Here is a 21909-nt window from a genome sequence, read left to right as displayed (position 1 = left end):
TGAACAACCAAGCATGAAATGGTTTAATTAATTCCCCTAAAAAGTATAAAAAGGTTTATGGTATTCAGTTTACGGTTTGAGGTTTATGGTGGCTGGCGCGAGAACGTGCTTGCGCCAGCCACCATAAACCTCAAACCGTAAACTGAATACCATAAATTAGTACTTATACTCCGTCAATTCGTTTGCATCTTCCTGTTTCAGCACGCGTTCATACTTCGTACGGTCGAATTCTCCCTCATTGTTAGCGATGAAAATTGTGGCAACCGTATTCCCAATGATGTTGGTGATGGAGCGGGCTTCAGACATAAATCGATCGACACCAAGCAGCAACGCCAGCCCTTCAACCGGAATCACCTTGATGGCTGTCAGGGTACTGGCCAGCACGATAAACCCGCTGCCAGTAACGCCCGCTGCGCCTTTCGACGTTACCATCAGAATCCCGATAATGGTTAGCTCCTGCCCTACTGTAAGGTCAACCCCAAATACCTGCGCCAGAAAAATGGTTGCCATCACTAAGTAAATCGTTGTCCCGTCGAGATTAAACGAGTAGCCCGCCGGAACAACCAACCCCACAACCGACCGGGAGCAACCCAGCGTTTCGAGCTTGTCCATAATTTGAGGTAAAGCCGACTCCGACGACGAGGTTCCCAGCACAATCAGCAACTCTTCTTTAATAAACTTGAGTACTGCCCACAAACTGATTTTATAATAGCGTAGAATCAGGTTCAGGATAACGAAAATGAACAGAATCATGGTCGCGTAAACCGTACCCATCAATTTAGCCAAAGGCAATAATGTACTCAGGCCGTATTTACCAATCGTAAAGGCCATGCCGCCAAACGCGCCCAGAGGAGCCAGAACCATCACCACACCGAGGATATTAAAAAACACTTTCGATAGTCGCTCAAAGGTCTGAATCAGTGGTTTACCTTTTTCACCCATGCGCGTCAGACCAACGCCGAACAGCATCGAAAAGACCAGGACCTGCAGGATATCTCCCTCCGCAAATGCTTTAATGGCGTTACTTGGAACAATGTGCAGAAAGAACTCGGTCCAGTCCATACCCGCCCCCTGCTCCGTGTATTTGCTAATGTCTCCCCCTTTCACAGCGGCCGTTTGAACACCATCGCCCGGCCGAATTACATTCGCCAGGATGAGCCCGATGGCTAGTGCGCCAGTCGTCACAATCTCGAAATAGAGTAGGGCTTTGCCTCCTACCCGGCCCACTTTTTTCAGGTCGCCCATATTGCTGATTCCCAGCACGATGGTCAGGAAAATTATGGGCGCAATGACCATCTTGATCAGATTGATAAAGAGGTCTCCGAGGGGTTTCAGTTTCGCGGCTGTTTCCGGGAAGAAGTAGCCCGTCAGAATACCCAGTGTAATGGCAAGTAGTACGCGAACGGTGAGGTTATTGAGGAGTTTCATTTAAAAATGGGAATTGAATAATGGAGAATGCACTATGAATAATTGGATGTAGGGGACTATGTACTAATGATCCGCTGGGACATTTTTAATTAACCATTGTCCATTATCCATTATTCATTTTACCTTACAAAGCATGCGTCTGTACTACCTGCTGTTTGATTTCGTGGATACGATCGTTGAATTTGAGGCTCAGGAAATCCACGTTTGGCACCAGAATGGCTTCCAGTAATCCCATCACGGCCTCATCGTGGGGAATACGTTTGCCAGTGAGCACGCTCACGTACTTTGAGGTTACCCAGAGTACATTTTTAAGGTGCGTTTTCGCATCATCGGTCATGATGTATTCAGTCACGGTGGTGTCTTCATTCACATAGATCAGTCGCGACATAATGCGTACCCACTCGCTTACCTGCGCAGGCCGGACATAGGCAATCTGATGCTGGTAAACGACCCAGCTTGTTTTTAACTCCTTAAACAATTGGCCGGGGTTGAAGTCATACAGTTTTGCAACCTGGTCTTCCCGGGCATTGAAATAGTAATCGAAATACTTGGCGTTGTTGAGGTGCTGCAATGGATCGCAGTCCTGAAAGCGGATAATTACCCTCGATTCGGTTTCGGTTGGGTAATTACGAGTAGGGTCACGTTTAAACATAAATCTGAACTAGGATTCGTATGATTGAATTGATTCCTCTGATTATAATTGGCACCTATCTTCGGCTATGGAATTTCTAACAATCAATTATAGCTAAAATCAAAGGAATCATTTCAATCAGATGAATCCCGGTTCAGACTATTTTGTGCAATATTTACGTTAGTTCAACAAATTTGCCGTTTTATTTCAATTCCTAAGCACATATGAAAGGTATGCATTATCTATTGCCCATTATCGCACTGTTTATCGGTCTAACGGCCTTTGCCCCTACCGACGATTCTGATGCTGTTGTTGGCACCTGGCTAAATGGTACAAAAAAAGGACACGTCCAGATTTATAAACAGGGCGGTACGTATTTCGGTAAGCTCGTCTGGCTTGGCCAACCCACCGACCCCGCCACTGGAAAACCCCGCACCGATGAGAAAAATACTGATCTATCAAAGCGATCACGACCGCTTATGAACATGGTCCTGATGTATAATTTCAAATACGACGGTGGTGAGGTCTGGAGTGATGGCAAGATTTACAACCCCGAAGATGGGAAGGAGTATAATTGTAAAATGACACTCAAAGACCCAAATACGCTCCTCGTTCGTGGATACGTAGGCATTTCTCTCCTGGGTAAAACCCAAACCTGGACGAGGATAAAATAGTCATTCATGGTCAGGAATAGTCATTCATAGTCAGGAATTGTTTTTATATTCACTACTTGCGATTCTTGACAATGTTTGACTATTCCTGACCATGAATGACGCAAAGCAGATGACAATTCCTACCCTCATCATCGGTGCTGGTCCGGCGGGGTTGGCGATGGCAGGCAGATTAGCCAAGCTGGGTCTGCCGTTTACGGTTCTGGAAGCCAGCGACTACCTGGGATTCAGTTGGCGGAATCACTATGATCGGTTGCACCTACACACGGTTAAAGAGTATTCGGCTCTCCCGCACCTTCCCTTTCCGGCCGATTATCCGACTTATGTGCCCCGCCTGAAATTTGTTGAGTATCTGGAACGCTACGCCGAGCAGTTCAACATAAAGCCCCAGTTTAATCAGAAGGTGATTTCTATTCACCGTAGCCAGGATGGTCGCTGGCAGGTTCAGACCGAAACCGATTTGTTTATGGTAGAGCGGGTCATTGTGGCAACGGGCTATAATCGCGTTCCAAATATGCCTGAATTGCCTGGTCAGCGAAACTTCAGAGGGGTCATCTGGCACAGTCACGAATACCGCAATGGAGCACCGTTTCGAAACGAGAACGTACTGGTCGTCGGGATGGGCAACACAGGAGCGGAACTTGCACTGGATTTACTGGAGAATGGCGCAAAGCCCTTTATTTCGGTGCGGAGCCCGATCAATATTATTCGGCGCGAAGTGCTCGGTCGACCTGCTCAGCCCATAGCTATTGTATTAAGCAAACTCCCCAACTGGCTCTGTGATCGACTAGCCAAGTTAACCCAGCTAATCAGCGTGGGCGATGTATCCGCCTATGGGCTCGGCAAGCCGAAGCATCCGCCAACCTATGACAACCGACGAGGGAAAACACCCGTTATTGACATTGGCACCATCGACCAGATTAAGGCAGGTACCATTACAGTGGTTCCCAGTATTGACCGTATCAATGCCAAAACCGTAACCTTTACGGATGGTCGGGAATTACCATTCGATGCCATTGTTCTGGCAACGGGCTACCGAACAGGACTGGCTTCTTTTCTGGGTAATGGTTTATCCAACCAAATTCTGAATGAACGGGGTTATCCGAAAAAACTCTGGTTCGATGATGCGGACTTGCGTGGGCTGTATTTCCTCGGCTTTTCCGTCCCCGTAACTGGCGTCCTCAATCTCCTCAATAAAGACTCGGCGCGTATTGTGGCACACATTGCCGAAAACAATTCGATCCCGGCATAGTTCTATTAGTGTAATCACAATGATTACTGCAATTAGTCAACGTTATAAACACTACGATCATGAACGAGACAACCCTTAAAGGTGGCTGGAACGAATTAAAAGGCAAAATCAAACAAGCCTACGGCGACCTAACCGACGACGACCTAACCTATCAGGAAGGTCAGGAAGATGAAATGTGGGGTAAAATCCAGCAGAAAACTGGAAAAACAAAAGACGAAATTAATAAAGCAATCGCCGATTTATAATCCGATTGGCAATTCATAAAAAAAGCCGGAGCCCACAAGCTTCGGCTTTTTTGTGCCTTATTTTATAATTTTAGTTAATTACCGTACTTTGCGGATGCATGAATCATCATCCAAAAAATAAGGCCATTTATACAGATCAGGGACGAGCGGAGATTTTCTTTCAAACCATTAACATTGATCATTATCTGGAGAAATATATAGCCGGAGCCCACCAGCTCCGGCTTTGTTATATGGTCATTGCACTATTTCTGAGCAGTGGTGCCAGTTTTGAGAAACTGGCACCACTGCTCACTTTTATTCTCTACACACTTGGTTCCCAGCCCTTTTCATACTGTCGGCTCCAGAACTTCATCGCTTCGGCATCCTTGATATGTCCGTTTTTTGAGTCGACCGCAAACGATTTATTGGTCCGATAGGCGATGTTCGCCAGGTGGCACAATAGGGTGCTTCGGGCTCCCTGCTCTATGGTTGAATTCTGTTTGGCTTTCCCGCGAATCGCTTCGAAGAAGTTCATCATGTGGCGGGTGGTCATATCTCCTCCACCGCCTAAAGCCGTTCCCGCTTCCGAGGTTTTCGACTTACTGTCTTTAATAACTTTTCCATCCCGGCTGAACAATGTGTACCCGTTTCGGTCGACATAAACCGATCCATTGGTACCGTAAATGATGGTTCCACGATCGCTGCCATAGGTTTTATGACCGTTCCGGCTTTTGCCATCCCATTTGATGATCTTGTCGCCCGGAAAGCGGTAGGTTGCATCCATGGTGTCATACACATTCCAGCCATCTTCCGGAAAATGGCGTTTGGCGGCTTCTACGGTCACATACTCCGGAAATTCAACCTGAAGTGCCCACCGGGCAACATCCAGTTCGTGGGTAGCATTGTTCCCCGCTTCGGCAGTTCCATAATTCCAGTTGTACCAGTGCCAGTTATAATCCCAGGTATTGTCGGTATAAGCCGTGCGCGGGGCGGGGCCCTGAAATAACTCCCAATCCAGTCCGTCGGGGACGGGTGCTTTCTTCGCAACAGGCACTTCTCCACGGGCATTGGCATAAAAGGCAACGGCTTTGTAGGCATGACCAATTACGCCGTTGTGAATCTGCCCGATGATGTCGATTGACTCCGGTGCCGAACGTTGCTGGTTACCCATCTGGATTATCTTACCCGATTTTTTTTGGATTTCAACCAGAATTTCGCCTTCGCGGGGATTATGGCTACAGGGTTTTTCAACGTACACGTGCTTGCCACCCTGCACAGCCAGCCAGGTACCGGGTGCGTGCCAGTGATCGGGAGTGGCATTGATCAGCACATCGACATTCTTATCGGCAATGACTTTCCGAATGTCGTTTTCCAGCTTCGGCGTGTAGGTGATGTACTTCGAAAACTTTTGAACCGCGGCTTCCCGCTGCTTTTTCATTACATCGCACATATAGACCAACTCAACGTTGCTGTCCTTTCTCGAAATCGGGTCGTAATACGCTTCTAACCGCCGACCAAGCCCGGCAATAGCGACGTTTAGTCGTTCATTGGCCCCAATTATTTTGGCGTAACTCTTGGCCGACATCCCATTGGCCAATCCGCCAATGGTAACGCCCGCGGTACCCAGGGCGGCTGTTTTAATAAACTCTCTTCGTGAATTTTCCATTGATTGCAGGTTGTCTGTTTTTGGTTTAAGGTTTGTAGCGCGAGATTCATTGCTGTGGTGTCGGTTACTTATAACCGACACGATAGGTTTCTCAAAACCTACTGTTTGTACCGATAGGTTTTGAGAAACCTATCGTGGAAGATTTAAGAATCTTCCACCACAATCAACCTCAAACTTATTTTACGCTTTCCGTTTTCCTGATTTCGTTGCATCGCAAACGCCTTTGAAGTACCCGACGGATTCGGCGATGCCAGCGAGCGGGTCTTTCATGTCTTTTTCATATTCCAGGCTGCAACAGCCATCGTATTTCACTTTACGCAGCATACTCACGAACGCCGGTATGTCAATCACACCACGCCCCAGCTCGCAGGTAGAACCGGCTTTCGAGGCCGCTGTAACGTTTTTCAGGTGAATATCGAAAATGCGTTTAGCATATTTCTCCAGATCGGCAATCGGGTCATCGCCATAGCGTTTATCGTGGCCCATATCGAAACAAAGTCCCATGCGTGGGTCCAGATCTTTCACCGCATCATAGACCGATTTGGCATTTGGGAACAATTGAATATCGGGGCCGTGGTTATGGATCGCATAGCGAAAATTAAACTCCTTCACTTTTTTATCGATATACGGCAGATCTTCGGGGTTCGGAATGCCAATGATCATGTTTACGCCCACACGCTTGGCATAGTCGAATCCATTATCGATTTCCTGCTTGGTTTTCATGTAGATAGGCCCCACCGCATAGCCCGTTACGCCCGATTGCTTCAGCTTTTCATGAAAAGCGGCAATTTCATCGGCGGTGCTGGCGTAGGGAAGATGAAAATCCTTGATACACAAATAGTGTACATCCGTTTTGCGCATCATCGCCAGCGACTCGTCCAGCTTGAAATTAACAAAACTGAAACCAGCCATACCTAATTTGAATAGATCATCGCTGGCAGCAACCTGAGCTTCCGCGGCATTGGCCGTTGCCATTACCGGACTTATACTGGCAAGGGCCATGGAGCCGCCTGCATTTTTCAAAAACGATCGACGTGAGGTCATGTTAATGACGAGTAAACTTGGTTAATCTCTATCTTAAAAACGAGTTAATGCCTTTTCTACTGACAAAAAAGCCCCTATGTTACCTCACATCGAATAAGATAATAATCAGGTCAAGGGTAGTAAAGAGGCTTCTTCGCGCGAAAAATCAGCAGGTTAAACCTGATTTTTATCAGGTTCATACAAACAGCCCAGCCCGCTTTTCATAAAATCTGTTCCTTTGAGCATCCATTCGCCTTACTCATGAATCGGTTTGTTCTTATTTTCTTAGTAGCCTACTCCATTCCAGTTGAGGGTCAAACGGTCGTATCGACGGTGCAGGAAGCGCTAACGCTGGCCCGAAGCCACAACCCGGATCTGGTCAATGCCCGCCAGAATCGGCAGGTGCAAGCCCAGCAGCAAACGGCTACCCGGTCGGTTTTACTGCCCCAGGCTCGCTTCTTCACCAATTTCGATTACAACTATTCGCTTCCCGTGCAGTTGATCCCGACTGCACTTTTTGGGGGAGCACCCGGCGAATACCGTTCCATTCAGTTTGGCCTTCCCTACGTGCTGGCAGCGGGTGCCGAAGTAACCGTTCCTGTTATCAATCGACCCGCCCGTGCCGACTTAGGGATTGTGGACCAGAACTTACGCATTACCGATAATCAGAATCTGGTGTTGCAGGATGAGATTTCAACCCAAACCGCCCGTGTTTATCATGCGGCCCTGCTAACCCGATCGGCCATTGCGATTACCCGACGCAATTTAGCATCTGCCGATACACTCACCCAGATCGCGCAACAACGGCTCGATAAAGGGCTGATCGAACCTCTGGAATACAATCGGATTCGGGCCATCCAACTCACTACAGCGGATGTTCTCTACCAGAATGAACTGGCCTACATCCGCAACCTGAACCAGTTGAAACTGATGTTTGGCTTAACCCTTTCCGATAGTCTGGTGCTCTCCGAGGAGTTGGCAACCCGACCCGCTGGCCAGCCTGTTTCGGCCACGGCAACCTACAATCTGGAACGCCCCCAACTAACGCTCCGGCAGTCGCGGATTGAGTTGGCCAGGCTGCAACTAGAGCGGGAACGGCTCATGCGCTGGCCAACCCTCTCGGCCTATGGTCGATTTACGGAGCAGGCCCAGCGCAGTCAGATCAACTTCCTGAATACAAATGAGCCCTGGTTTCAGATCGGGGTGGCGGGTCTACAATTCAACTGGCCGATTTACTCCGGTGGATTGCGAACCAGCAACCTGACCCGTGCCCGGCTTCAGTTGAAAGTGGCGGAGTCGGAACTGGCTTACGAACGCAACAAACAGAGTACCGACACCGAAGACGTTCGAAATACCTACAATCAGGCCATACGGTCGCTGGATCTGAACCGGCAGAATTACGAACTCAGCAGTCAGAATGTGCAGATTGCTCTCATCAAATATCGGTCGGGTCTGTTTGCGTATGACCAGTACCTGAACGTATTCAACGAAGTGCTGACGGCCCAAAATCGGTTCCTCAACAACCTGTCGAATGTGTTTATCAATCAAACGATCTTACAAATCCGAAACGGGCAATGAAAAAAGTTGGAAGTTCGAGGTTGGAAGTTCGAGGTTGGCTGGCGCGGGAATGGGCTGGTGCCAGTCAACTTCAGACTTCCAACCTCAGACTTCAAACCGAATACCCAACCTACAGGCAACCCTATGAAATCTACTTGTTCCATTATTTTGGGTTTACTCCTTTTTACGGCCTGCCAACGCGGTAATGATGGCACCACACCGGCGTACAAGGAGTTGACCGAAGCCGTTTATGCCTCGGGCAACGTATATCCCCGCAATGAATATACCGTTACGGCCGATGCTACTGGCGTGCTGCAGCAGCGTTTGGTGAACGAAGGCGACTCCATCCACCGCAATCAATTGCTGTTTGTGCTGGAAAGCGCCACGGAAGATGCTCGCCAACAAGCTGCCGCTAACGCCTACCGGCAGGCGCGAGCCAATCTGGGTGCCAACTCGCCCGTACTGGCCGAACTCGAAGCGCAGGTACGGAACGCCCGTACCCGACTCAGTAATGATTCGATCAATTACAATCGATTCCGTGAACTCTACGGACAAAATGCCACCTCGCGGGCCGAACTGGAACGGGCTGAGCTGAACTATACCCTGTCGCGTAATAACTTCCGTGCTCAGTTGAACACGCTGCAACGCAACCGCAACCAAATTCAGCTCGATGTTGCCAACAACCGGAGTCAACTGGTTAGCTCGGAGGTAGCCGGTCGTAACACCCGAATCCGGAGTTTTGTGGATGGCAAAGTCTATGAGGTATATAAAGATCCCGGCGAGGTGATCAAAGTAGGTGAGCAACTAGCGCTGGTGGGCAGTGGCAGTCAACTCTATGCGCAATTAGCTGTCGATGAAAGCGATTTCGGGCGGATGCGTATTGGGCAGGAAGTTGTTCTGAAAGCCGACGTGTATCCCGACAAGGTGTTCAAAGCCCGCGTCAGTAAAATTTACCCGAAGCTGAACCGAACGGATCAATCGTTTCGGGTAGATGCTGAATTTGTGGGCGAACGCCCTGCCTCGTACTATGGCCTGACCGTGGAAGCCAACATCATTATCAGCCAGAACAAACACGTGCTCACCATCCCCAAATCCTACGTCATCGGTACCGATAGCGTATGGGTGGAACAGGATGGTAAAAAACAGAAAATCAAATTCCAGAAAGGTGCCGAAAACTTCGACCTGGTCGAGGTGAAAGGCGGGCTGAATGAAAAGTCAATTGTTGTGAGTGTAGAGTAAGGTTTAAACACAGAGAAAACGGAGGAAAATACAGAGCACACAGAAGCTCTTTTCTATCTCCGTTGTCTCCGTGAACCTCCGTTATCTCTGTGTTTAAGAAAATTTATGAACCTTCATATCGCTTCCCAGATTGCCCAGACGCACTTGCTGGCCAAGAAACGCCAGACGCTCGTTGCCATGCTTGGCGTAACGTTTGGGATTGCCATGTTCATTACCATGATCTCGTTTATGCAGGGCGTGAATCAGTTTCTGGAAGATTCGGCCCTGGATGCCAGTCCACACATTCGGCTATACAATGAAGTGAACACGCAGCGACCGGGCCTGATCGAGCAACTCAACCCCGGCAACTTCAATGTCATCTATCATCAGAAACCCAAAGACGAACAGGCGCGGATCAAAAACGGAATGGCCATTGCCGAACGAATTGAGCGGGAGCCGGGCGTACTCGGCGTATCGCCACAAGTAGCTACGCAGGCATTCTACAACAACGGCCCTATTCAGCTGTCGGGAACGATTTCGGGGGTGGATATTGACCGGGAAAACCGACTTTACAAACTAAACACCCGCCTAAAATCGGGCAGTCTGAGTACGTTAAAAACCAACCCCGACGGCCTGATTATGGGCAACGTTCTCGCCCGAAAGCTCAACGTTCGGGTGGGCGATAAAGTGACGGTAACTACGCCCAAAGGTGGCATTCGGGTGCTTCGGGTCGTGGGCACGTTCGGATTTGGGGTTGGAACGGTGGATAATACTAAGAGCTACGGCAACCTCTCGACCGTTCAGGAAATGCTTCAGAAAGACCCGAGTTACATTACGGATATCCATATCAAAATGGTTGACCCGTTGCAGGCCATTCCGTTCGGGAAGAAGCTCCGGGCGATGTACGGCTATTATACCGAAGACTGGGCCACGGCCAATACGGCTATTCTGGCGGGCGAAAAAATCCGAAATATGCTCACCTATGTGGTGTCGATTACCCTGCTGGTGGTAGCCGGATTCGGGATTTACAACATCATGAATATGACCGTGATCAACAAAATCAAGGACATCGCCATCTTGAAAGCAACAGGTTTCGATGCCCGCGACATCATTGCGATCTTCCTGCTGCAAGCCGTATTTATCGGTTTCACAGGCGGGTTATTGGGCTTAGGTATAGGCTTCGGTTTGAGTTACCTGCTGTCCATCACCCCATTCGACGCGGGCGACTTTCTGAGCCTTAAAACCTTCCCGGTCATTTTTGCCGCCAAGTATTACATTATGGGCCTTCTGTTTGGTGTAATCACCACCATTCTGGCAGGCTTTTTCCCCTCCCGAAAAGCTGCCCAGGTAGATCCAGTGGCTATTTTGAGAGGATAAATACTGATGTATGATATAGGATATATGATGTATTGCGGTATAACGCTACCTCATCGACTCCACATTATACATCCTACATTATACATCATACATTTATGAACCCTGTCCTTTCCTCCCAGCACCTTAACAAGTACTTCTACGACCCAGAGAAATTTCAGGTGTTGACGGATATTACGTTCGATGTGCAGAAAGGCGAATTTCTGTCTATCGTCGGCAAGTCGGGTTGCGGAAAATCCACGTTGCTGTACTTGCTGTCGACGATGGATACCGAGTATGAAGGGCAGATTGAGATGGCGGGCACGAAACTAACCGGTCGCAGTCAGGATTATCTGGCGCGCTTTCGAAATGAGCATCTGGGTTTTGTGTTTCAATTTCACTTTTTACTACCCGAATTCTCAGCCTTGCAGAATGTGATGCTACCAGGTTTGAAACTTGGGAAGTATCCCGAAAAAGAAGTGGAAGAACGGGCGATGGAAAAACTTCGGATCATCGGCATGGCCGATTTTGCCCGAAAACCCGCCAGTAAATTATCGGGAGGGCAACAGCAACGGGTGGCCATTGCCCGCGCCCTCATCAACGATCCAACCATCATCATGGGCGATGAACCAACGGGAAATTTAGATCGGGCCAATACCGAGAACGTCTTCGAAATTTTTCGTGATCTTGCCGGAAAAGGCCAAACCATTATTGCCGTTACCCACGACCCCGATTTTGCCGCCGGTACCGACCGCGTTATCGAAATGTCGGACGGCATGATTATTTCCAGCCATGAAAATAAAGTTTAACAAATACGTCGAAGCCCTGCTCCTATGGGTTGCCTTAGGAGGCCTTGTTGTTCGGCAATGGCTAGTTCCGACTATTACCTGGCAGCTTCAGGCAGTACTGTTTGTGGTGTCGTTTATCATGCTAAACCTGGTTTGGTCCTTTCATTTTCTGTTCAATGAGTGGCTAAATAAGCGCTTACCCTTTGAGACCAATACCCGCTGGCGCATTGTGGTTCAGGTGTTAGGTGGCTGGACGATTGTGAAGACGATCTCTGTAATAGCTGGCTATTTTATTTCGACTCGCTTCTTCCCGCCAGTTTTATCCCAGATGAATAAGTTTACATTTATCATTGTCGGGATGATGATCTTTCTGGTCAATACAGTTATCTGTTTAGGGTTTATGGCCAACCATTTGCTGAAACGCTGGCAGGAAAATGCGGTACGGACAGCGCAACTGGAAAAGGAAAAAGTGCAGGTACAACTGGACAGCCTGAAAAACCAGATCAGCCCGCATTTTCTGTTTAATAGCCTGTCGTCGCTGGATAGCCTGATCGATGATAACCCGGTACTGGCACGTCAATTTTTGCAGCAACTATCGAAAGTCTTTCGGTATGTACTGCAACATAAAGACAAGGCGTTAGTGCCGCTCGAAACTGAACTGGCGTTCATCAAAAATTACATTTCCCTGCTGCACACCCGTTTCGATGGTGCGTTTATTGTCAATTGCAACATGGAGGAAGCCGCTCTGGGTCAGCAAATTGTACCAGTTACACTACAAATTTTAATCGAGAATGCCATAAAGCATAACGTCGTGAATGAGGCCCGCCCGTTAACGGTTACAATCAGCACGCACGATGGCTATATTGAGGTATCGAACCCGATTCAGCAAAAACGGCAGGTAGGTACGTCTAATGGACAGGGGCTGGAAAATCTGAAACTCTTGTACAGTTATCTGGGGCCAAACCCGGTTGAGGTTGATGAAAAGGAAGGCATTTTTGGGGTACGAATCCCCTTACTGTCTGTACAATAAATAGGTTTACAGTATTCGGTTTACGGTGGGCTGACGCAACAAAAGGCTGACGCGCCAGCCCACCGTAAACCGAATACCGTAAACCAAATACTGTAAACCGTAAACCTGTATGACCATTCTCCTCATTGAAGATGAACCGCTTATTGCCCGGCAACTCCTGAAGTTAGTTCGGCAGTTGGAACCAGGCGCTACTATCGAGGGCCCGCTGGCTAGCGTACAGGGGATTTGTGATTATTTCACTACTATTCGTTCATCAGGTAAGCCCTTTCCCGACCTCGTCATTTCGGATATTCAGCTTTCGGATGGTGTAAGCTTTGAGGCTTTTCGGCAGATCAATCTGAATATTCCCATCATTTTCACTACGGCCTACGACGAATATGCTATTCGGGCGTTCAAGCTCAACAGCCTCGATTACCTGCTTAAGCCCATTGATCCAGAAGAACTTAAAGCAGCTCTAACCAAATTCCATCGCTGGTCGGCAAATGGGATTGTTGGCTTTGATGATCAGTTCAGGCATTTCCTGAGTCAGCTTACCGAACAATCGCCTGTCAACCACTACAAACGCCGATTTTCAGGACATCACCTCCGTCAAATCATTTCGGTGCCCCAGGAACAGGTAGCCTACTTCCTGCGAAACGAGCTGATTTACCTGCTTACAAACGAAGGCAAAAAGCTAATCACCGATTACAAAACGCTCGATGAATTAGAGGAATTGGTTGATCCAGCCCGTTTCTTTCGAGCCAATCGCCAGTGTTTAGTCAGTCTCGATGCCGTATCGGGATACAGACCGCATGAAAGTCAGAAACTCATTGTCGTCCTTAAAAATCCGAACGACAAGCTTGAACTAGTCGTCAGTAAGGAGAAATCGGGTGCTTTCCGGCACTGGATTGAGGGGTGAACGAACTGGGTACTAGTGCATATCTTAATTTTTGTTAATCTATCCCATGGAAACGTTGACATTACTCTGATTTGTCAGTAACTATACGCCTAGTTCACCTTACCCTATCTAACCGTATAGTTATGCACATGCCCCTTTTCCCTATCACAGGGATTCAGGCCAGTTGGCACCGCATGGTTGCGCTGGCCGCTCTGTTGCTCGTTGGTAACAGCTCCCTTAGTTCCGCACAAAGGACTCCAACAGGGGTTGCCTTACCCGAACGCATCACCAAAGTCGCATCCGTCGAAGGTATCACGGAGTACCAGCTTAAAAGCAGTGGCACCAAAAACTAAAGTTGATGAGCGGTTATTCATACGACCGCTCATCCTGTTTTTTGGCAAATCCCTATAAAACCTCTTGATTGCATTTTTTTTTATTCTTATCTATACAAGATTAGTTTTTTCAGTACCCCAACTAACTGTTTCTTATGCAAAATAAACTTACCCGGACTGGATGGTCCCCGACTGGAGGGTTCCGACCTGGCTTTGCCCGAGCGAGCGCACTAGCCGCTACGTTGCTGGTCGGGAGTCTAACGTTCTCCCCTGCGCAGGACAAGGCGGCAACCGTTACTATACCCGAAGGGATTACCAAGGGCGCGTCTGTCGAAGGCATTACGGAGTACAATCTCAAGAACGGCCTTAAAGTATTGCTCTTCCCGGACCAATCGAAACCAACCGTAACCGTCAATATCACCTATCTGGTGGGTTCAAGACACGAAGGACTGGGTGAAACGGGTATGGCTCACTTACTGGAGCACATGGTGTTTAAAGGCTCCACCAAACACACCAACATTCCCCAGGAATTAACCTCGCACGGAGCACGCCCTAACGGATCAACCTGGCTCGACCGTACCAACTACTTCGAGACCTTTGCCGCTACGGATGAAAACCTGAAGTGGGCGCTCGACCTGGAAGCCGACCGGATGGTCAATAGCTTCATCAAGAAAAGCGACCTGGAAACCGAGTTTTCGGTCGTTCGGAACGAGTTCGAAATGCGCGAAAATTCCCCACAAAATGTCCTGAATGAACGTGTTGTCTCGTCGGCGTATTTGTGGCATAACTACGGCAAATCGACCATTGGCAACCGCTCCGATCTGGAAAAAGTCCCCATCCAGAACCTTCAGGAGTTTTACAAAAAATACTACCAGCCCGACAATGCAGTGTTGGTCGTTGCCGGAAAAATCGATGAATCGAAAGTACTGTCCCTGATCAATGAATACTTCGCTGGCATTCCACGGCCAACGCGGGTGTTACAGCCAACCTATAGTGTTGAGCCAATCCAGGATGGCGAACGGAATGTAACGCTCCGGCGCGTGGGCGACACGAAAGTTGTTTCGGCACTGTATCATATCATGCCAAGCTCGCACCCCGATTACCCGGCAATGGACGTGTTAACCGATTTGTTGACCGATGAACCAAGCGGACGCCTTTACAAATCGCTGATCGAAACCAAAAAAGCCTCACAGGAGTACGGTTATTCGTTCATGACGAAAGATCCCGGCTATGTTTATTTCGCAGCTGAGTTATTAAAAGAAAAATCGCTGGACGATGCTAAAGCTACTTTGCTCGGCACCCTTGACTCAGTAACGGTGAAACCACCGACCAAAGATGAGGTTGAACGTGCCAAAGCAAAACTGCTGAAAGATGTTGAACTGAGCTTTAAAGATGTTGAACGCTTAGGCCGTACCCTCAGTGAGTACATTGCTACCGGCGACTGGCGGCTTGGTTTTCTCTACCGCGATGCCCTTGAAAAAGTAACCCCTGCTGATGTGCAACGGGTAGCCAAATACTATTTCAAACCATCGAACCGCACCATTGGCGAATTCATTCCTGAAGCCGCACCCGACCGCGTTGAAACGCCGGAAGCCCCCAGCATGGAATCTCTGGTGAAAAACTATAAAGGTCGCGCTGTGATTGCCAGTGGTGAAGCCTTCGACCCATCGCCTGCCAATATTGATGGCCGTACCCGCCGGATTGAGCAGCCTAATAGCATTGAGTTGGCTTTGTTACCCAAAACAACCCGCGGCAACGAAGTAAACGCTCGCCTGACCATTCGTTACGGTGACCAGAAGAGCCTGATGAATAAGAGCGCTATCTCGGTATTTACGGCTTCGATGCTCGACCGGGGAACGACAACCCGCAGTCGTCAGCAAATTAAAGACGAGTTCGATAAACTCAAGGCACAGGTTGGTGTATTTGGTGGTGGCAATCAAGTGAACGTGACCATCAAAACGAACAAGGAAAACCTGCCAGCTGTATTGCGCGTTGTGGGCGACATGCTCAAACATCCGGCGTTTGATGCCAATGAGTTCGAAAAACTGAAGCAGGAACAACTGGCGCAGATTGAGTCGCAACGGTCGGAGCCCCAAAGCCTTGCGTTCACGGCTTTCCAACGCCAGATGAATCCCTATCCGAAAGAAGATGTGCGGTATACCTCAACACCCGATGAAGATGTTGCGGATGTTAAAGCCCTCAAACTCGACGATCTAAAGCAGTTCCATAAGGATTTTTATGGTGCTCAGAACGCAACCATGTCTATTGTCGGTGATTTTGAGGAAACGCCCGTTCGGAAAGTCATTACCGATGAGTTTGGCACCTGGAAAGCCAAGAAACCGTTCAGCCGGTTAGTATCAGCCTACAACGATATCAAGGCGACACCTCAATCCCTCGAAGCACCCGACAAGGCCAACGCCTTTATGGTTGCGGGTGTAAACATCCCCCTGCGCGACGATGATCCTGATTATCCGGCTTTGGTATTGGGTAACTATATGCTCGGTGGTGGCTTCCTGAATTCACGTCTGGCCGTTCGTATCCGTCAGAAAGAGGGTATCAGCTACGGTGTTGGTTCGCAATTACAGGCTAACCCCTGGGATAAAACGGGGATGTTCATGACCTACGCTATCTACAATCCCGAAAACGCGGAACGCCTGGAAAAAGCCTTCCGGGAGGAAATGGAGAAAGTGGTGAAAGAAGGATTTACCGCCGACGAGCTTAAAGCTGCCCGCTCGGGTCTGTTACAATCGCGGATGGTAGGTCGGGCGCAGGACCCCGGTTTAGCAACAACACTCAATAACTACCTGTACCTGAACCGCACGATGAACTGGGATGCCGATTTCGAGAAGAAACTGGAAAGCGTAACGCCTGAGCAAATCAATGCGGCCATGAAAAAGCACATCGATCCGGCCAAAATTTCAATCATTCGCGCCGGTGATTTTGCCAAAGCCGCCAAGAAAGCCGCCGATAAGCAACCCGCTTCGACGGTGAGTGGCGGAGCGAAAAACTAATCGTAACCGGGATTTATATGATTTTATTGACTGACCTTGATTTTAGCCTTCGGCTTTCGTTGAAAGCAAAATCATAGAATCAAGGATAGTCAGTAAAATCACATAAATCCCGGTTCTTTTTTTGGTAGTTTAACTATAAATATCGTTATTCACCTAAAAATAACGTTGTGCTATGAAAAGGTCTCTATTGTTGTTCGTATTTGGGTTGATGGCGCTATCGGGAGTGGCGCAGGTAACGATTCGTCCAATGACCGACAGTTTGGTCAATTACAAAACGCTCCGCAAAAACTACCCCCCTGCGGTTGGCCCCCGCGAACAGGCAACTCTACGCGATCTGACCTTCCAGAAACTTACAGAGGATTACTGGAGCGATTTTCGGCGATTCCTAAAAAAGAGAAACTTTCGACCTGATAGCTCCATTATCTGGAATACGGAAGTATTTTTCAAAGCCGATGGCCATGCCGATTGGCTGCTTTATCAATACCAGCGGAATAATAAACGGTTAGCACCCGAGAAGGAGGAAACGTTGATCGCTCTGCTGACGGAGTACCTGAACCAGCATCCGTTGCCGGTTTCATCAACGCTTGTCTGGTCGCCATTTCGGTTGGGTAGCGGCTTGTTTATTCTCGGTCCTGCCTCCCGAACAACCCCGAAAGGACCGGGTGTTATTGGCACGCTTGCTGCGGCCAGTCAGACAACACGCCCCGATACCGTGAAAACAATTGCCTTTTCCGGGCTTGAACTCGAACAAGTACCGGAGGTTATTTACCGGTTTACGAATGTGGAAGAAATTAACCTGGGGCACAATTACTTAACGGCATTGCCCGCCCGCTTAACGGCTCTTCCTAAGTTGAAACGCCTTAATCTGATGTCGAACCGACTTCAGGAAGATAGTGTGTTTTTCACTCGAAATAAGGTCGTAAAATCCATAAACCTACAACGAAATTCCTTAACAGACGTACCCGCTTCCGTTCGCCAAAATCGTCGGCTGGAGAGTCTGTGGTTGGGCAACAACGACTTAGCCAACCTGACGATCAAACCCTTACGCTCGCTGCATCGGCTCAATGATGTAAACTTATACAATGTGGGGTTAAGCCAACTACCTAAGGATATCGGGCGGTTAAAGCATGTGAAGGTGATGGATTTGTACTATAACAAATTCACTGAGTTACCTCGTCAGCTGGGCCGTATGAAGCGGCTTGAGCAGTTGGCCATTGCGCATAACAACCTGAAGGAAATACCCGCATCTTTGGCAAAATTACGTCGGCTGCAGGTGTTGTTCGCCCATCATAATCATATCAGCCAATTACCCACAAAATTCCAACGGCTTCAACACCTCCACGTACTCGACCTCGGCTACAACGAGTTAATCGTCGCACCGAATGTACTGGGAGCCCTACCCGAATTAGAGGAGCTTTCGCTGAATAACAACAGCCTTCAGGAGTTCCCGTCTGTTTTACTATCGATCAAAAATCTCAAGCGGGTGTATATGGGTAGCAATCCGCTCTGGGGCCGGGAAGCCATGACCAGCCCCTATGCCTCCCAAATCAAGCAACTGGAAGCCAACAATACACAGGTGACGTATTAAGCAGGTAGTCATAGTAACCACCCATCGTAAAACGGCCATACATCAGTTAGGTAGTGTAACTAGTTTCAGGGATGTATTGCTAGAAGTTGGCAGTGAAGCGGTGTAAGTCAACTGGCGGTTATTTTTCCAGTCGAGCCGATTAACGAAGTAAAAATTTTCCGTTGCCCCTGTTAACTGCCGGAGTTTTTCGGTTTGACGTTCATACAGCCAAATGGCGTTGTACCCCGACCGGTTACTGATGAATGCCAGCCGGGTGCCATCGGGCGAGAAGGCGAGTTGTCTGTCCTGCCAGTCCGATTTCAGGATGGTTTGCAGACTCCCCCCGCCCGTCGGGATTCTCAGCAGTTCGGTTCCCACTTTTCCTTGTTGGGGCACTTCCAGCGAAACAACGACAGACTGGCCATCGGGCAACCAGTCCAGTTGATCGGTTCGCAACTGGTTGGGGCCAGCGGGTGGGGTGTAGAGTTGTGTGCTGGAAGCATCGGCCATTTTACGTAACCAAACGCCCGTACCGCTTCCCAAATCGAAGGCTATGAAAGCGATTGACTGGCTATCGTTAGCCCATTCCAGGGAGTAAATCGCTTGTTTGGTTTCCAATGACCGGGTAGCACCTGATTCCAGGTTTTTAACAACTAGTTGCGTTGAATACCCTGTGTTTGGGTTAACGTTGGACAGGTAAGCAATAGACCGCCCATCGGGTGAGAGAAGCGCATTGTAGCCTTCCTGTTTTAGTGTGCGGGTTGTGCCATCGGGAGACTGAATTACCCAGTTATCAGTCCAATTGGAATAAAGCAGCGTTGAACCGCCCCAACTACCAAATGTAATTGTTGGTGTGCCCGTGGGGAACAGTAAATCCGTAGTACCCAACGTCCCGACAGTAGTGGTAACGATAGGCGATTGGCTGCCTGTCAGCGTAGGGTGTATTGCTTTTATTTGTGCATAAAGGGTTTTTCCCTCCGGCTGATTCGTTAGTACGTAATTCTGCACGGTACCATCAACGGTTGCTACTTTTTGCAGCGAATTCCCATTGATTTCCGATACGTAAATCTCGTACTGGGATGGCGTCACAGGTGCCGGGCCTGGGTACATGCCTTCCTCAAAAAAATATTGTGGTCCCCAGTTTAACGATAGGCCATTCGACCTGGGTTCTGCCAGAAGAAATAGTGGTTTAATGTACCCATCAGGTGCCACCTCTTTCCGCTGACAAGCCGTTCCGATCAGGACCACCAACCAAAAAGCTAGAACTCGTTTCATAAAGCTCGGGGAAATGAATTGATTACAACCCTATAGAGTGTAATCTAACGCAAACGGTTGTAACGGTCGAACTAAACTAATCGGCATCGCCCGCTAATTTCCTAAACTACCCGTACTCGAAAACCCACCCGTATTCTTTAAATGGTTTTTAAGCGTGGCAAACTGATCATGCATCGCTTGCTGTTTCGTAACAAAGAGGTGACTATAGTCGAACGTGCGGCAAAACCGGCTCATCCAGTAACTTGCTTGGGAGTCAAGTGTATCACTTCGTTTCTATTTTGACGACGAAAGCTTTTAATTCGACAATCTTGTCGTCACGAAAACGCCAGATATCACAGTATTCGTAATGAGCCTCCTGTCCGTCTTTATCCTTCATGGTTAGGTAGCCAAGCGCCGTAAGGAAATCATTTTCAGCGATTAAGGTAACAACCGTATTCGTAGGCGGCTCCACATATTCTGCTGCCATCCATTGACGAACGGCTTCTTTCCCTTTGAGGATCTTATCACCTACAAACGTCCATTCTGTATCGTCAGTGCAGAACGACAGGAACCCTTCGTTATCACCGGCAGCGATTGCCGCGTTGCCCTTTTTTAAGATTGCCTTATTTTTTTCTGCTGCCATTGTCTTGTGTTTACCTGGTAAACTACATAAGACAGTACCCGTTTTTTTTTACGAGCTGGCGGTCAAATCTATGGCCTCAAATCACCTCCAGGGCTTGCGGATTATCAGCAGGATAATGGCTCGCTAGTAGTGACGGAGCGACGAACGTTCTCCTAGTGTCAAGTGATCAACAAACCCGTTTTTTATGCTTGTCTTGTCCAAACGTACTAGTTAGCCTTTTCGAAACGTACGATTTGTCATACGAACGGCGACATTCACTCACTTTATGCTTTAGCGGGGCACCCAACACTCATGAGGGCTGATGGTGAGTGAGCAACGTCTCTGGACTCGAACAACTACCAACTTTACACCCCTGTTTGGATGTGCTGTATGTTTTTAACGAACTGATAGTCAACAAGCAAAAACATACAGCTTTTCGGGGGTTTGTTCGCCAGAACACGGTGGCGGTTGGGCGGCCAAATCTTGACCTGGGGACATGCATCCTGTCAACGGAGGTCAGACTCATAAAAACCTAAATCTGCCCAATCTTAGTCATGCTCAATACTCTCAGTCTGAGCGAGATTTTTTTGACGTTTTTTCAAGCCCTTTCTATTCTTGTCTGATTGCTTTTTCTTGTCTGTGACAATCCATTGACTAATCAAAGCGAAATCCTCGTTCGACAATTGTCGGCCTGACGTATGGAAATCAATACTCTTCGGTTCTTTTATCATAGCAGTAAATTACGAGTTTTCTGGAAAATATTGATTGACAAGTTTGTGAGCGGCTTTCGTATCAATCGCCATTACGTTACCGAACAATACGTGTGCTCCCAAGGATTTCTGGTAGTGCTCTTTCAATTTGGTCTTGCTTTCAAAAGAGACGTAACCAGCATAGCCTTTATCAAAAGAAAGTTTACAAGCGAAAGCAACAAGGTTCCCGGGTACACCTAAATAAAGCTTGTCAGCACCACGGTTGAATTTACTGCTCTCGACAAGAGCCATGAAAATATGGTCACCTCTATCTTGAATACTTATAAGCCCCTGAATAATACGCTCATTTCCCTCTATAACAAGTTTGTAAGTAGTTTTGTCCGCTTGTTTAGCTTCGTATTTCCAATTAAACAGCCAGTCGGATTTCTTGAGCCGTTTCAAATCGTCGGCAGTCAACTCAAGGATTTGGGTTTTAAAACTATCGCCAGAAATGGCATTTTCAATCGAGCGAGTAAGCTTATCGATTTCAATATCAAATGTGCGTGGGTTTGCCATTTGACAAAATTAGCCTTTTTGCTTTAGGACACTGCCATCAACAATGTCTAACCAACCAAGAGGTGGTTTTTCGTAGCCACCTGTGGCTTCCAGAGCTATGTGCTTAACCTAGTGTTGGCGTAGCCAGTCAGCCAGTCGGA

The 21909-nt window shown here is 48.2% G+C and carries 20 protein-coding genes; 12 read left to right on the top strand and 8 right to left on the bottom strand.

Annotated features, from left to right (window positions below):
• Positions 1 to 156: 156 nt before the first annotated feature.
• Positions 157 to 1428, bottom strand: a complete 1272-nt coding sequence (locus EXU85_RS14710; protein WP_142772814.1) for a dicarboxylate/amino acid:cation symporter — start codon at positions 1426 to 1428, stop codon at positions 157 to 159.
• Between the two features lie 124 nt (positions 1429 to 1552).
• Positions 1553 to 2080 (bottom strand): thioesterase family protein, encoded by a 528-nt coding sequence (locus EXU85_RS14705; protein WP_142772813.1) that lies wholly within the window; start codon positions 2078 to 2080, stop codon positions 1553 to 1555.
• A gap of 212 nt (positions 2081 to 2292) precedes the next feature.
• Between EXU85_RS14705 and EXU85_RS14700 the strand changes: the two genes are divergently transcribed.
• The 3 genes from EXU85_RS14700 to EXU85_RS14690 all read left to right on the top strand — a co-directional run bounded on the left by EXU85_RS14700 (position 2293) and on the right by EXU85_RS14690 (position 4227).
• Entirely contained in the window at positions 2293 to 2733 is a 441-nt protein-coding gene (locus EXU85_RS14700; protein WP_371732015.1) for a DUF2147 domain-containing protein, read from the top strand.
• Between the two features lie 91 nt (positions 2734 to 2824).
• Entirely contained in the window at positions 2825 to 3982 is a 1158-nt protein-coding gene (locus EXU85_RS14695) for an NAD(P)/FAD-dependent oxidoreductase (RefSeq protein ID WP_246859562.1), read from the top strand.
• Between the two features lie 59 nt (positions 3983 to 4041).
• Positions 4042 to 4227 carry a CsbD family protein gene (locus EXU85_RS14690; protein WP_142772811.1) on the top strand — a complete coding sequence of 62 codons (186 nt, stop codon included), beginning with the start codon at positions 4042 to 4044 and terminating at the stop codon, positions 4225 to 4227.
• A gap of 301 nt (positions 4228 to 4528) precedes the next feature.
• Here EXU85_RS14690 and EXU85_RS14685 read toward each other — a convergent pair whose 3' ends face one another.
• Positions 4529 to 5872 (bottom strand): Gfo/Idh/MocA family protein, encoded by a 1344-nt coding sequence (locus tag EXU85_RS14685; protein ID WP_142772810.1) that lies wholly within the window; start codon positions 5870 to 5872, stop codon positions 4529 to 4531.
• Between the two features lie 180 nt (positions 5873 to 6052).
• Positions 6053 to 6916 carry a sugar phosphate isomerase/epimerase gene (locus tag EXU85_RS14680; RefSeq protein ID WP_142772809.1) on the bottom strand — a complete coding sequence of 288 codons (864 nt, stop codon included), beginning with the start codon at positions 6914 to 6916 and terminating at the stop codon, positions 6053 to 6055.
• A gap of 240 nt (positions 6917 to 7156) precedes the next feature.
• On the opposite strand from EXU85_RS14680, the gene EXU85_RS14675 reads away from it, so the two are divergent.
• From EXU85_RS14675 to EXU85_RS14635, 9 genes are all read left to right on the top strand, one after another.
• Entirely contained in the window at positions 7157 to 8473 is a 1317-nt protein-coding gene (locus EXU85_RS14675) for a TolC family protein (RefSeq protein WP_142772808.1), read from the top strand.
• 123 nt (positions 8474 to 8596) lie between these two features.
• Positions 8597 to 9691, top strand: a complete 1095-nt coding sequence (locus tag EXU85_RS14670) for an efflux RND transporter periplasmic adaptor subunit (RefSeq protein WP_142772807.1) — start codon at positions 8597 to 8599, stop codon at positions 9689 to 9691.
• A 105-nt stretch (positions 9692 to 9796) separates the two neighbouring features.
• Positions 9797 to 11047 (top strand): FtsX-like permease family protein, encoded by a 1251-nt coding sequence (locus tag EXU85_RS14665; RefSeq protein WP_142772806.1) that lies wholly within the window; start codon positions 9797 to 9799, stop codon positions 11045 to 11047.
• Between the two features lie 95 nt (positions 11048 to 11142).
• Entirely contained in the window at positions 11143 to 11832 is a 690-nt protein-coding gene (locus EXU85_RS14660) for an ABC transporter ATP-binding protein (protein WP_142772805.1), read from the top strand.
• A complete protein-coding gene (locus EXU85_RS14655; RefSeq protein ID WP_142772804.1) occupies positions 11816 to 12841 on the top strand; it encodes a sensor histidine kinase in 1026 nt (341 codons plus the stop codon). The genes EXU85_RS14660 and EXU85_RS14655 overlap by 17 nt, the downstream gene beginning before the upstream one ends.
• 109 nt (positions 12842 to 12950) lie before the next feature.
• Positions 12951 to 13739, top strand: coding sequence for a LytTR family DNA-binding domain-containing protein (locus tag EXU85_RS14650; protein ID WP_142772803.1), 789 nt, complete (start codon positions 12951 to 12953; stop codon positions 13737 to 13739).
• Between the two features lie 128 nt (positions 13740 to 13867).
• The gene (locus EXU85_RS14645; protein WP_168207795.1) at positions 13868 to 14071 is read left to right on the top strand and encodes a hypothetical protein; all 204 of its coding nucleotides are present in this window, start codon (positions 13868 to 13870) and stop codon (positions 14069 to 14071) included.
• A gap of 134 nt (positions 14072 to 14205) precedes the next feature.
• Positions 14206 to 17061, top strand: coding sequence for a pitrilysin family protein (locus EXU85_RS14640; protein WP_142772801.1), 2856 nt, complete (start codon positions 14206 to 14208; stop codon positions 17059 to 17061).
• 172 nt (positions 17062 to 17233) lie between these two features.
• Entirely contained in the window at positions 17234 to 18649 is a 1416-nt protein-coding gene (locus EXU85_RS14635; protein WP_142772800.1) for a leucine-rich repeat domain-containing protein, read from the top strand.
• A 42-nt stretch (positions 18650 to 18691) separates the two neighbouring features.
• On the opposite strand, the gene EXU85_RS35645 is transcribed toward EXU85_RS14635, so the two are convergent.
• The 4 genes from EXU85_RS35645 to EXU85_RS14620 form a co-directional block, all read right to left on the bottom strand.
• On the bottom strand, positions 18692 to 19903 hold the full coding sequence (locus EXU85_RS35645) for a PD40 domain-containing protein (RefSeq protein ID WP_142772799.1): 1212 nt from the start codon (positions 19901 to 19903) through the stop codon (positions 18692 to 18694).
• A gap of 93 nt (positions 19904 to 19996) precedes the next feature.
• Positions 19997 to 20137 (bottom strand): hypothetical protein, encoded by a 141-nt coding sequence (locus EXU85_RS35355; protein WP_168207794.1) that lies wholly within the window; start codon positions 20135 to 20137, stop codon positions 19997 to 19999.
• 28 nt (positions 20138 to 20165) lie between these two features.
• Positions 20166 to 20525 carry a nuclear transport factor 2 family protein gene (locus EXU85_RS14625; protein ID WP_142772798.1) on the bottom strand — a complete coding sequence of 120 codons (360 nt, stop codon included), beginning with the start codon at positions 20523 to 20525 and terminating at the stop codon, positions 20166 to 20168.
• A 719-nt stretch (positions 20526 to 21244) separates the two neighbouring features.
• Positions 21245 to 21769 carry a hypothetical protein gene (locus EXU85_RS14620; protein WP_142772797.1) on the bottom strand — a complete coding sequence of 175 codons (525 nt, stop codon included), beginning with the start codon at positions 21767 to 21769 and terminating at the stop codon, positions 21245 to 21247.
• Positions 21770 to 21909 lie beyond the last annotated feature (140 nt).

Origin of the sequence: Spirosoma sp. KCTC 42546, assembly GCF_006965485.1 — a bacterium.
GTDB lineage: Bacteria > Bacteroidota > Bacteroidia > Cytophagales > Spirosomataceae > Spirosoma.
The sequence above is the reverse complement of the archived record's forward strand: the minus strand, read 5'-3'. Positions and strand labels throughout refer to the sequence as shown.

Bases quoted from the DNA above. Each gene is read 5' to 3' on its own strand.
- EXU85_RS14710 (WP_142772814.1), bottom strand. From the start codon at position 1,428: ATGAAACTCCTCAATAACCTCACCGTTCGCGTACTACTTGCCATTACA.
- EXU85_RS14705 (WP_142772813.1), bottom strand. From the start codon at position 2,080: ATGTTTAAACGTGACCCTACTCGTAATTACCCAACCGAAACCGAATCG.
- EXU85_RS14700 (WP_371732015.1), top strand. From the start codon at position 2,293: ATGCATTATCTATTGCCCATTATCGCACTGTTTATCGGTCTAACGGCC.
- EXU85_RS14695 (WP_246859562.1), top strand. From the start codon at position 2,825: ATGAATGACGCAAAGCAGATGACAATTCCTACCCTCATCATCGGTGCT.
- EXU85_RS14690 (WP_142772811.1), top strand. From the start codon at position 4,042: ATGAACGAGACAACCCTTAAAGGTGGCTGGAACGAATTAAAAGGCAAA.
- EXU85_RS14685 (WP_142772810.1), bottom strand. From the start codon at position 5,872: ATGGAAAATTCACGAAGAGAGTTTATTAAAACAGCCGCCCTGGGTACC.
- EXU85_RS14680 (WP_142772809.1), bottom strand. From the start codon at position 6,916: ATGACCTCACGTCGATCGTTTTTGAAAAATGCAGGCGGCTCCATGGCC.
- EXU85_RS14675 (WP_142772808.1), top strand. From the start codon at position 7,157: ATGAATCGGTTTGTTCTTATTTTCTTAGTAGCCTACTCCATTCCAGTT.
- EXU85_RS14670 (WP_142772807.1), top strand. From the start codon at position 8,597: ATGAAATCTACTTGTTCCATTATTTTGGGTTTACTCCTTTTTACGGCC.
- EXU85_RS14665 (WP_142772806.1), top strand. From the start codon at position 9,797: ATGAACCTTCATATCGCTTCCCAGATTGCCCAGACGCACTTGCTGGCC.
- EXU85_RS14660 (WP_142772805.1), top strand. From the start codon at position 11,143: ATGAACCCTGTCCTTTCCTCCCAGCACCTTAACAAGTACTTCTACGAC.
- EXU85_RS14655 (WP_142772804.1), top strand. From the start codon at position 11,816: ATGAAAATAAAGTTTAACAAATACGTCGAAGCCCTGCTCCTATGGGTT.
- EXU85_RS14650 (WP_142772803.1), top strand. From the start codon at position 12,951: ATGACCATTCTCCTCATTGAAGATGAACCGCTTATTGCCCGGCAACTC.
- EXU85_RS14645 (WP_168207795.1), top strand. From the start codon at position 13,868: ATGCCCCTTTTCCCTATCACAGGGATTCAGGCCAGTTGGCACCGCATG.
- EXU85_RS14640 (WP_142772801.1), top strand. From the start codon at position 14,206: ATGCAAAATAAACTTACCCGGACTGGATGGTCCCCGACTGGAGGGTTC.
- EXU85_RS14635 (WP_142772800.1), top strand. From the start codon at position 17,234: ATGAAAAGGTCTCTATTGTTGTTCGTATTTGGGTTGATGGCGCTATCG.
- EXU85_RS35645 (WP_142772799.1), bottom strand. From the start codon at position 19,903: ATGAAACGAGTTCTAGCTTTTTGGTTGGTGGTCCTGATCGGAACGGCT.
- EXU85_RS35355 (WP_168207794.1), bottom strand. From the start codon at position 20,137: ATGAGCCGGTTTTGCCGCACGTTCGACTATAGTCACCTCTTTGTTACG.
- EXU85_RS14625 (WP_142772798.1), bottom strand. From the start codon at position 20,525: ATGGCAGCAGAAAAAAATAAGGCAATCTTAAAAAAGGGCAACGCGGCA.
- EXU85_RS14620 (WP_142772797.1), bottom strand. From the start codon at position 21,769: ATGGCAAACCCACGCACATTTGATATTGAAATCGATAAGCTTACTCGC.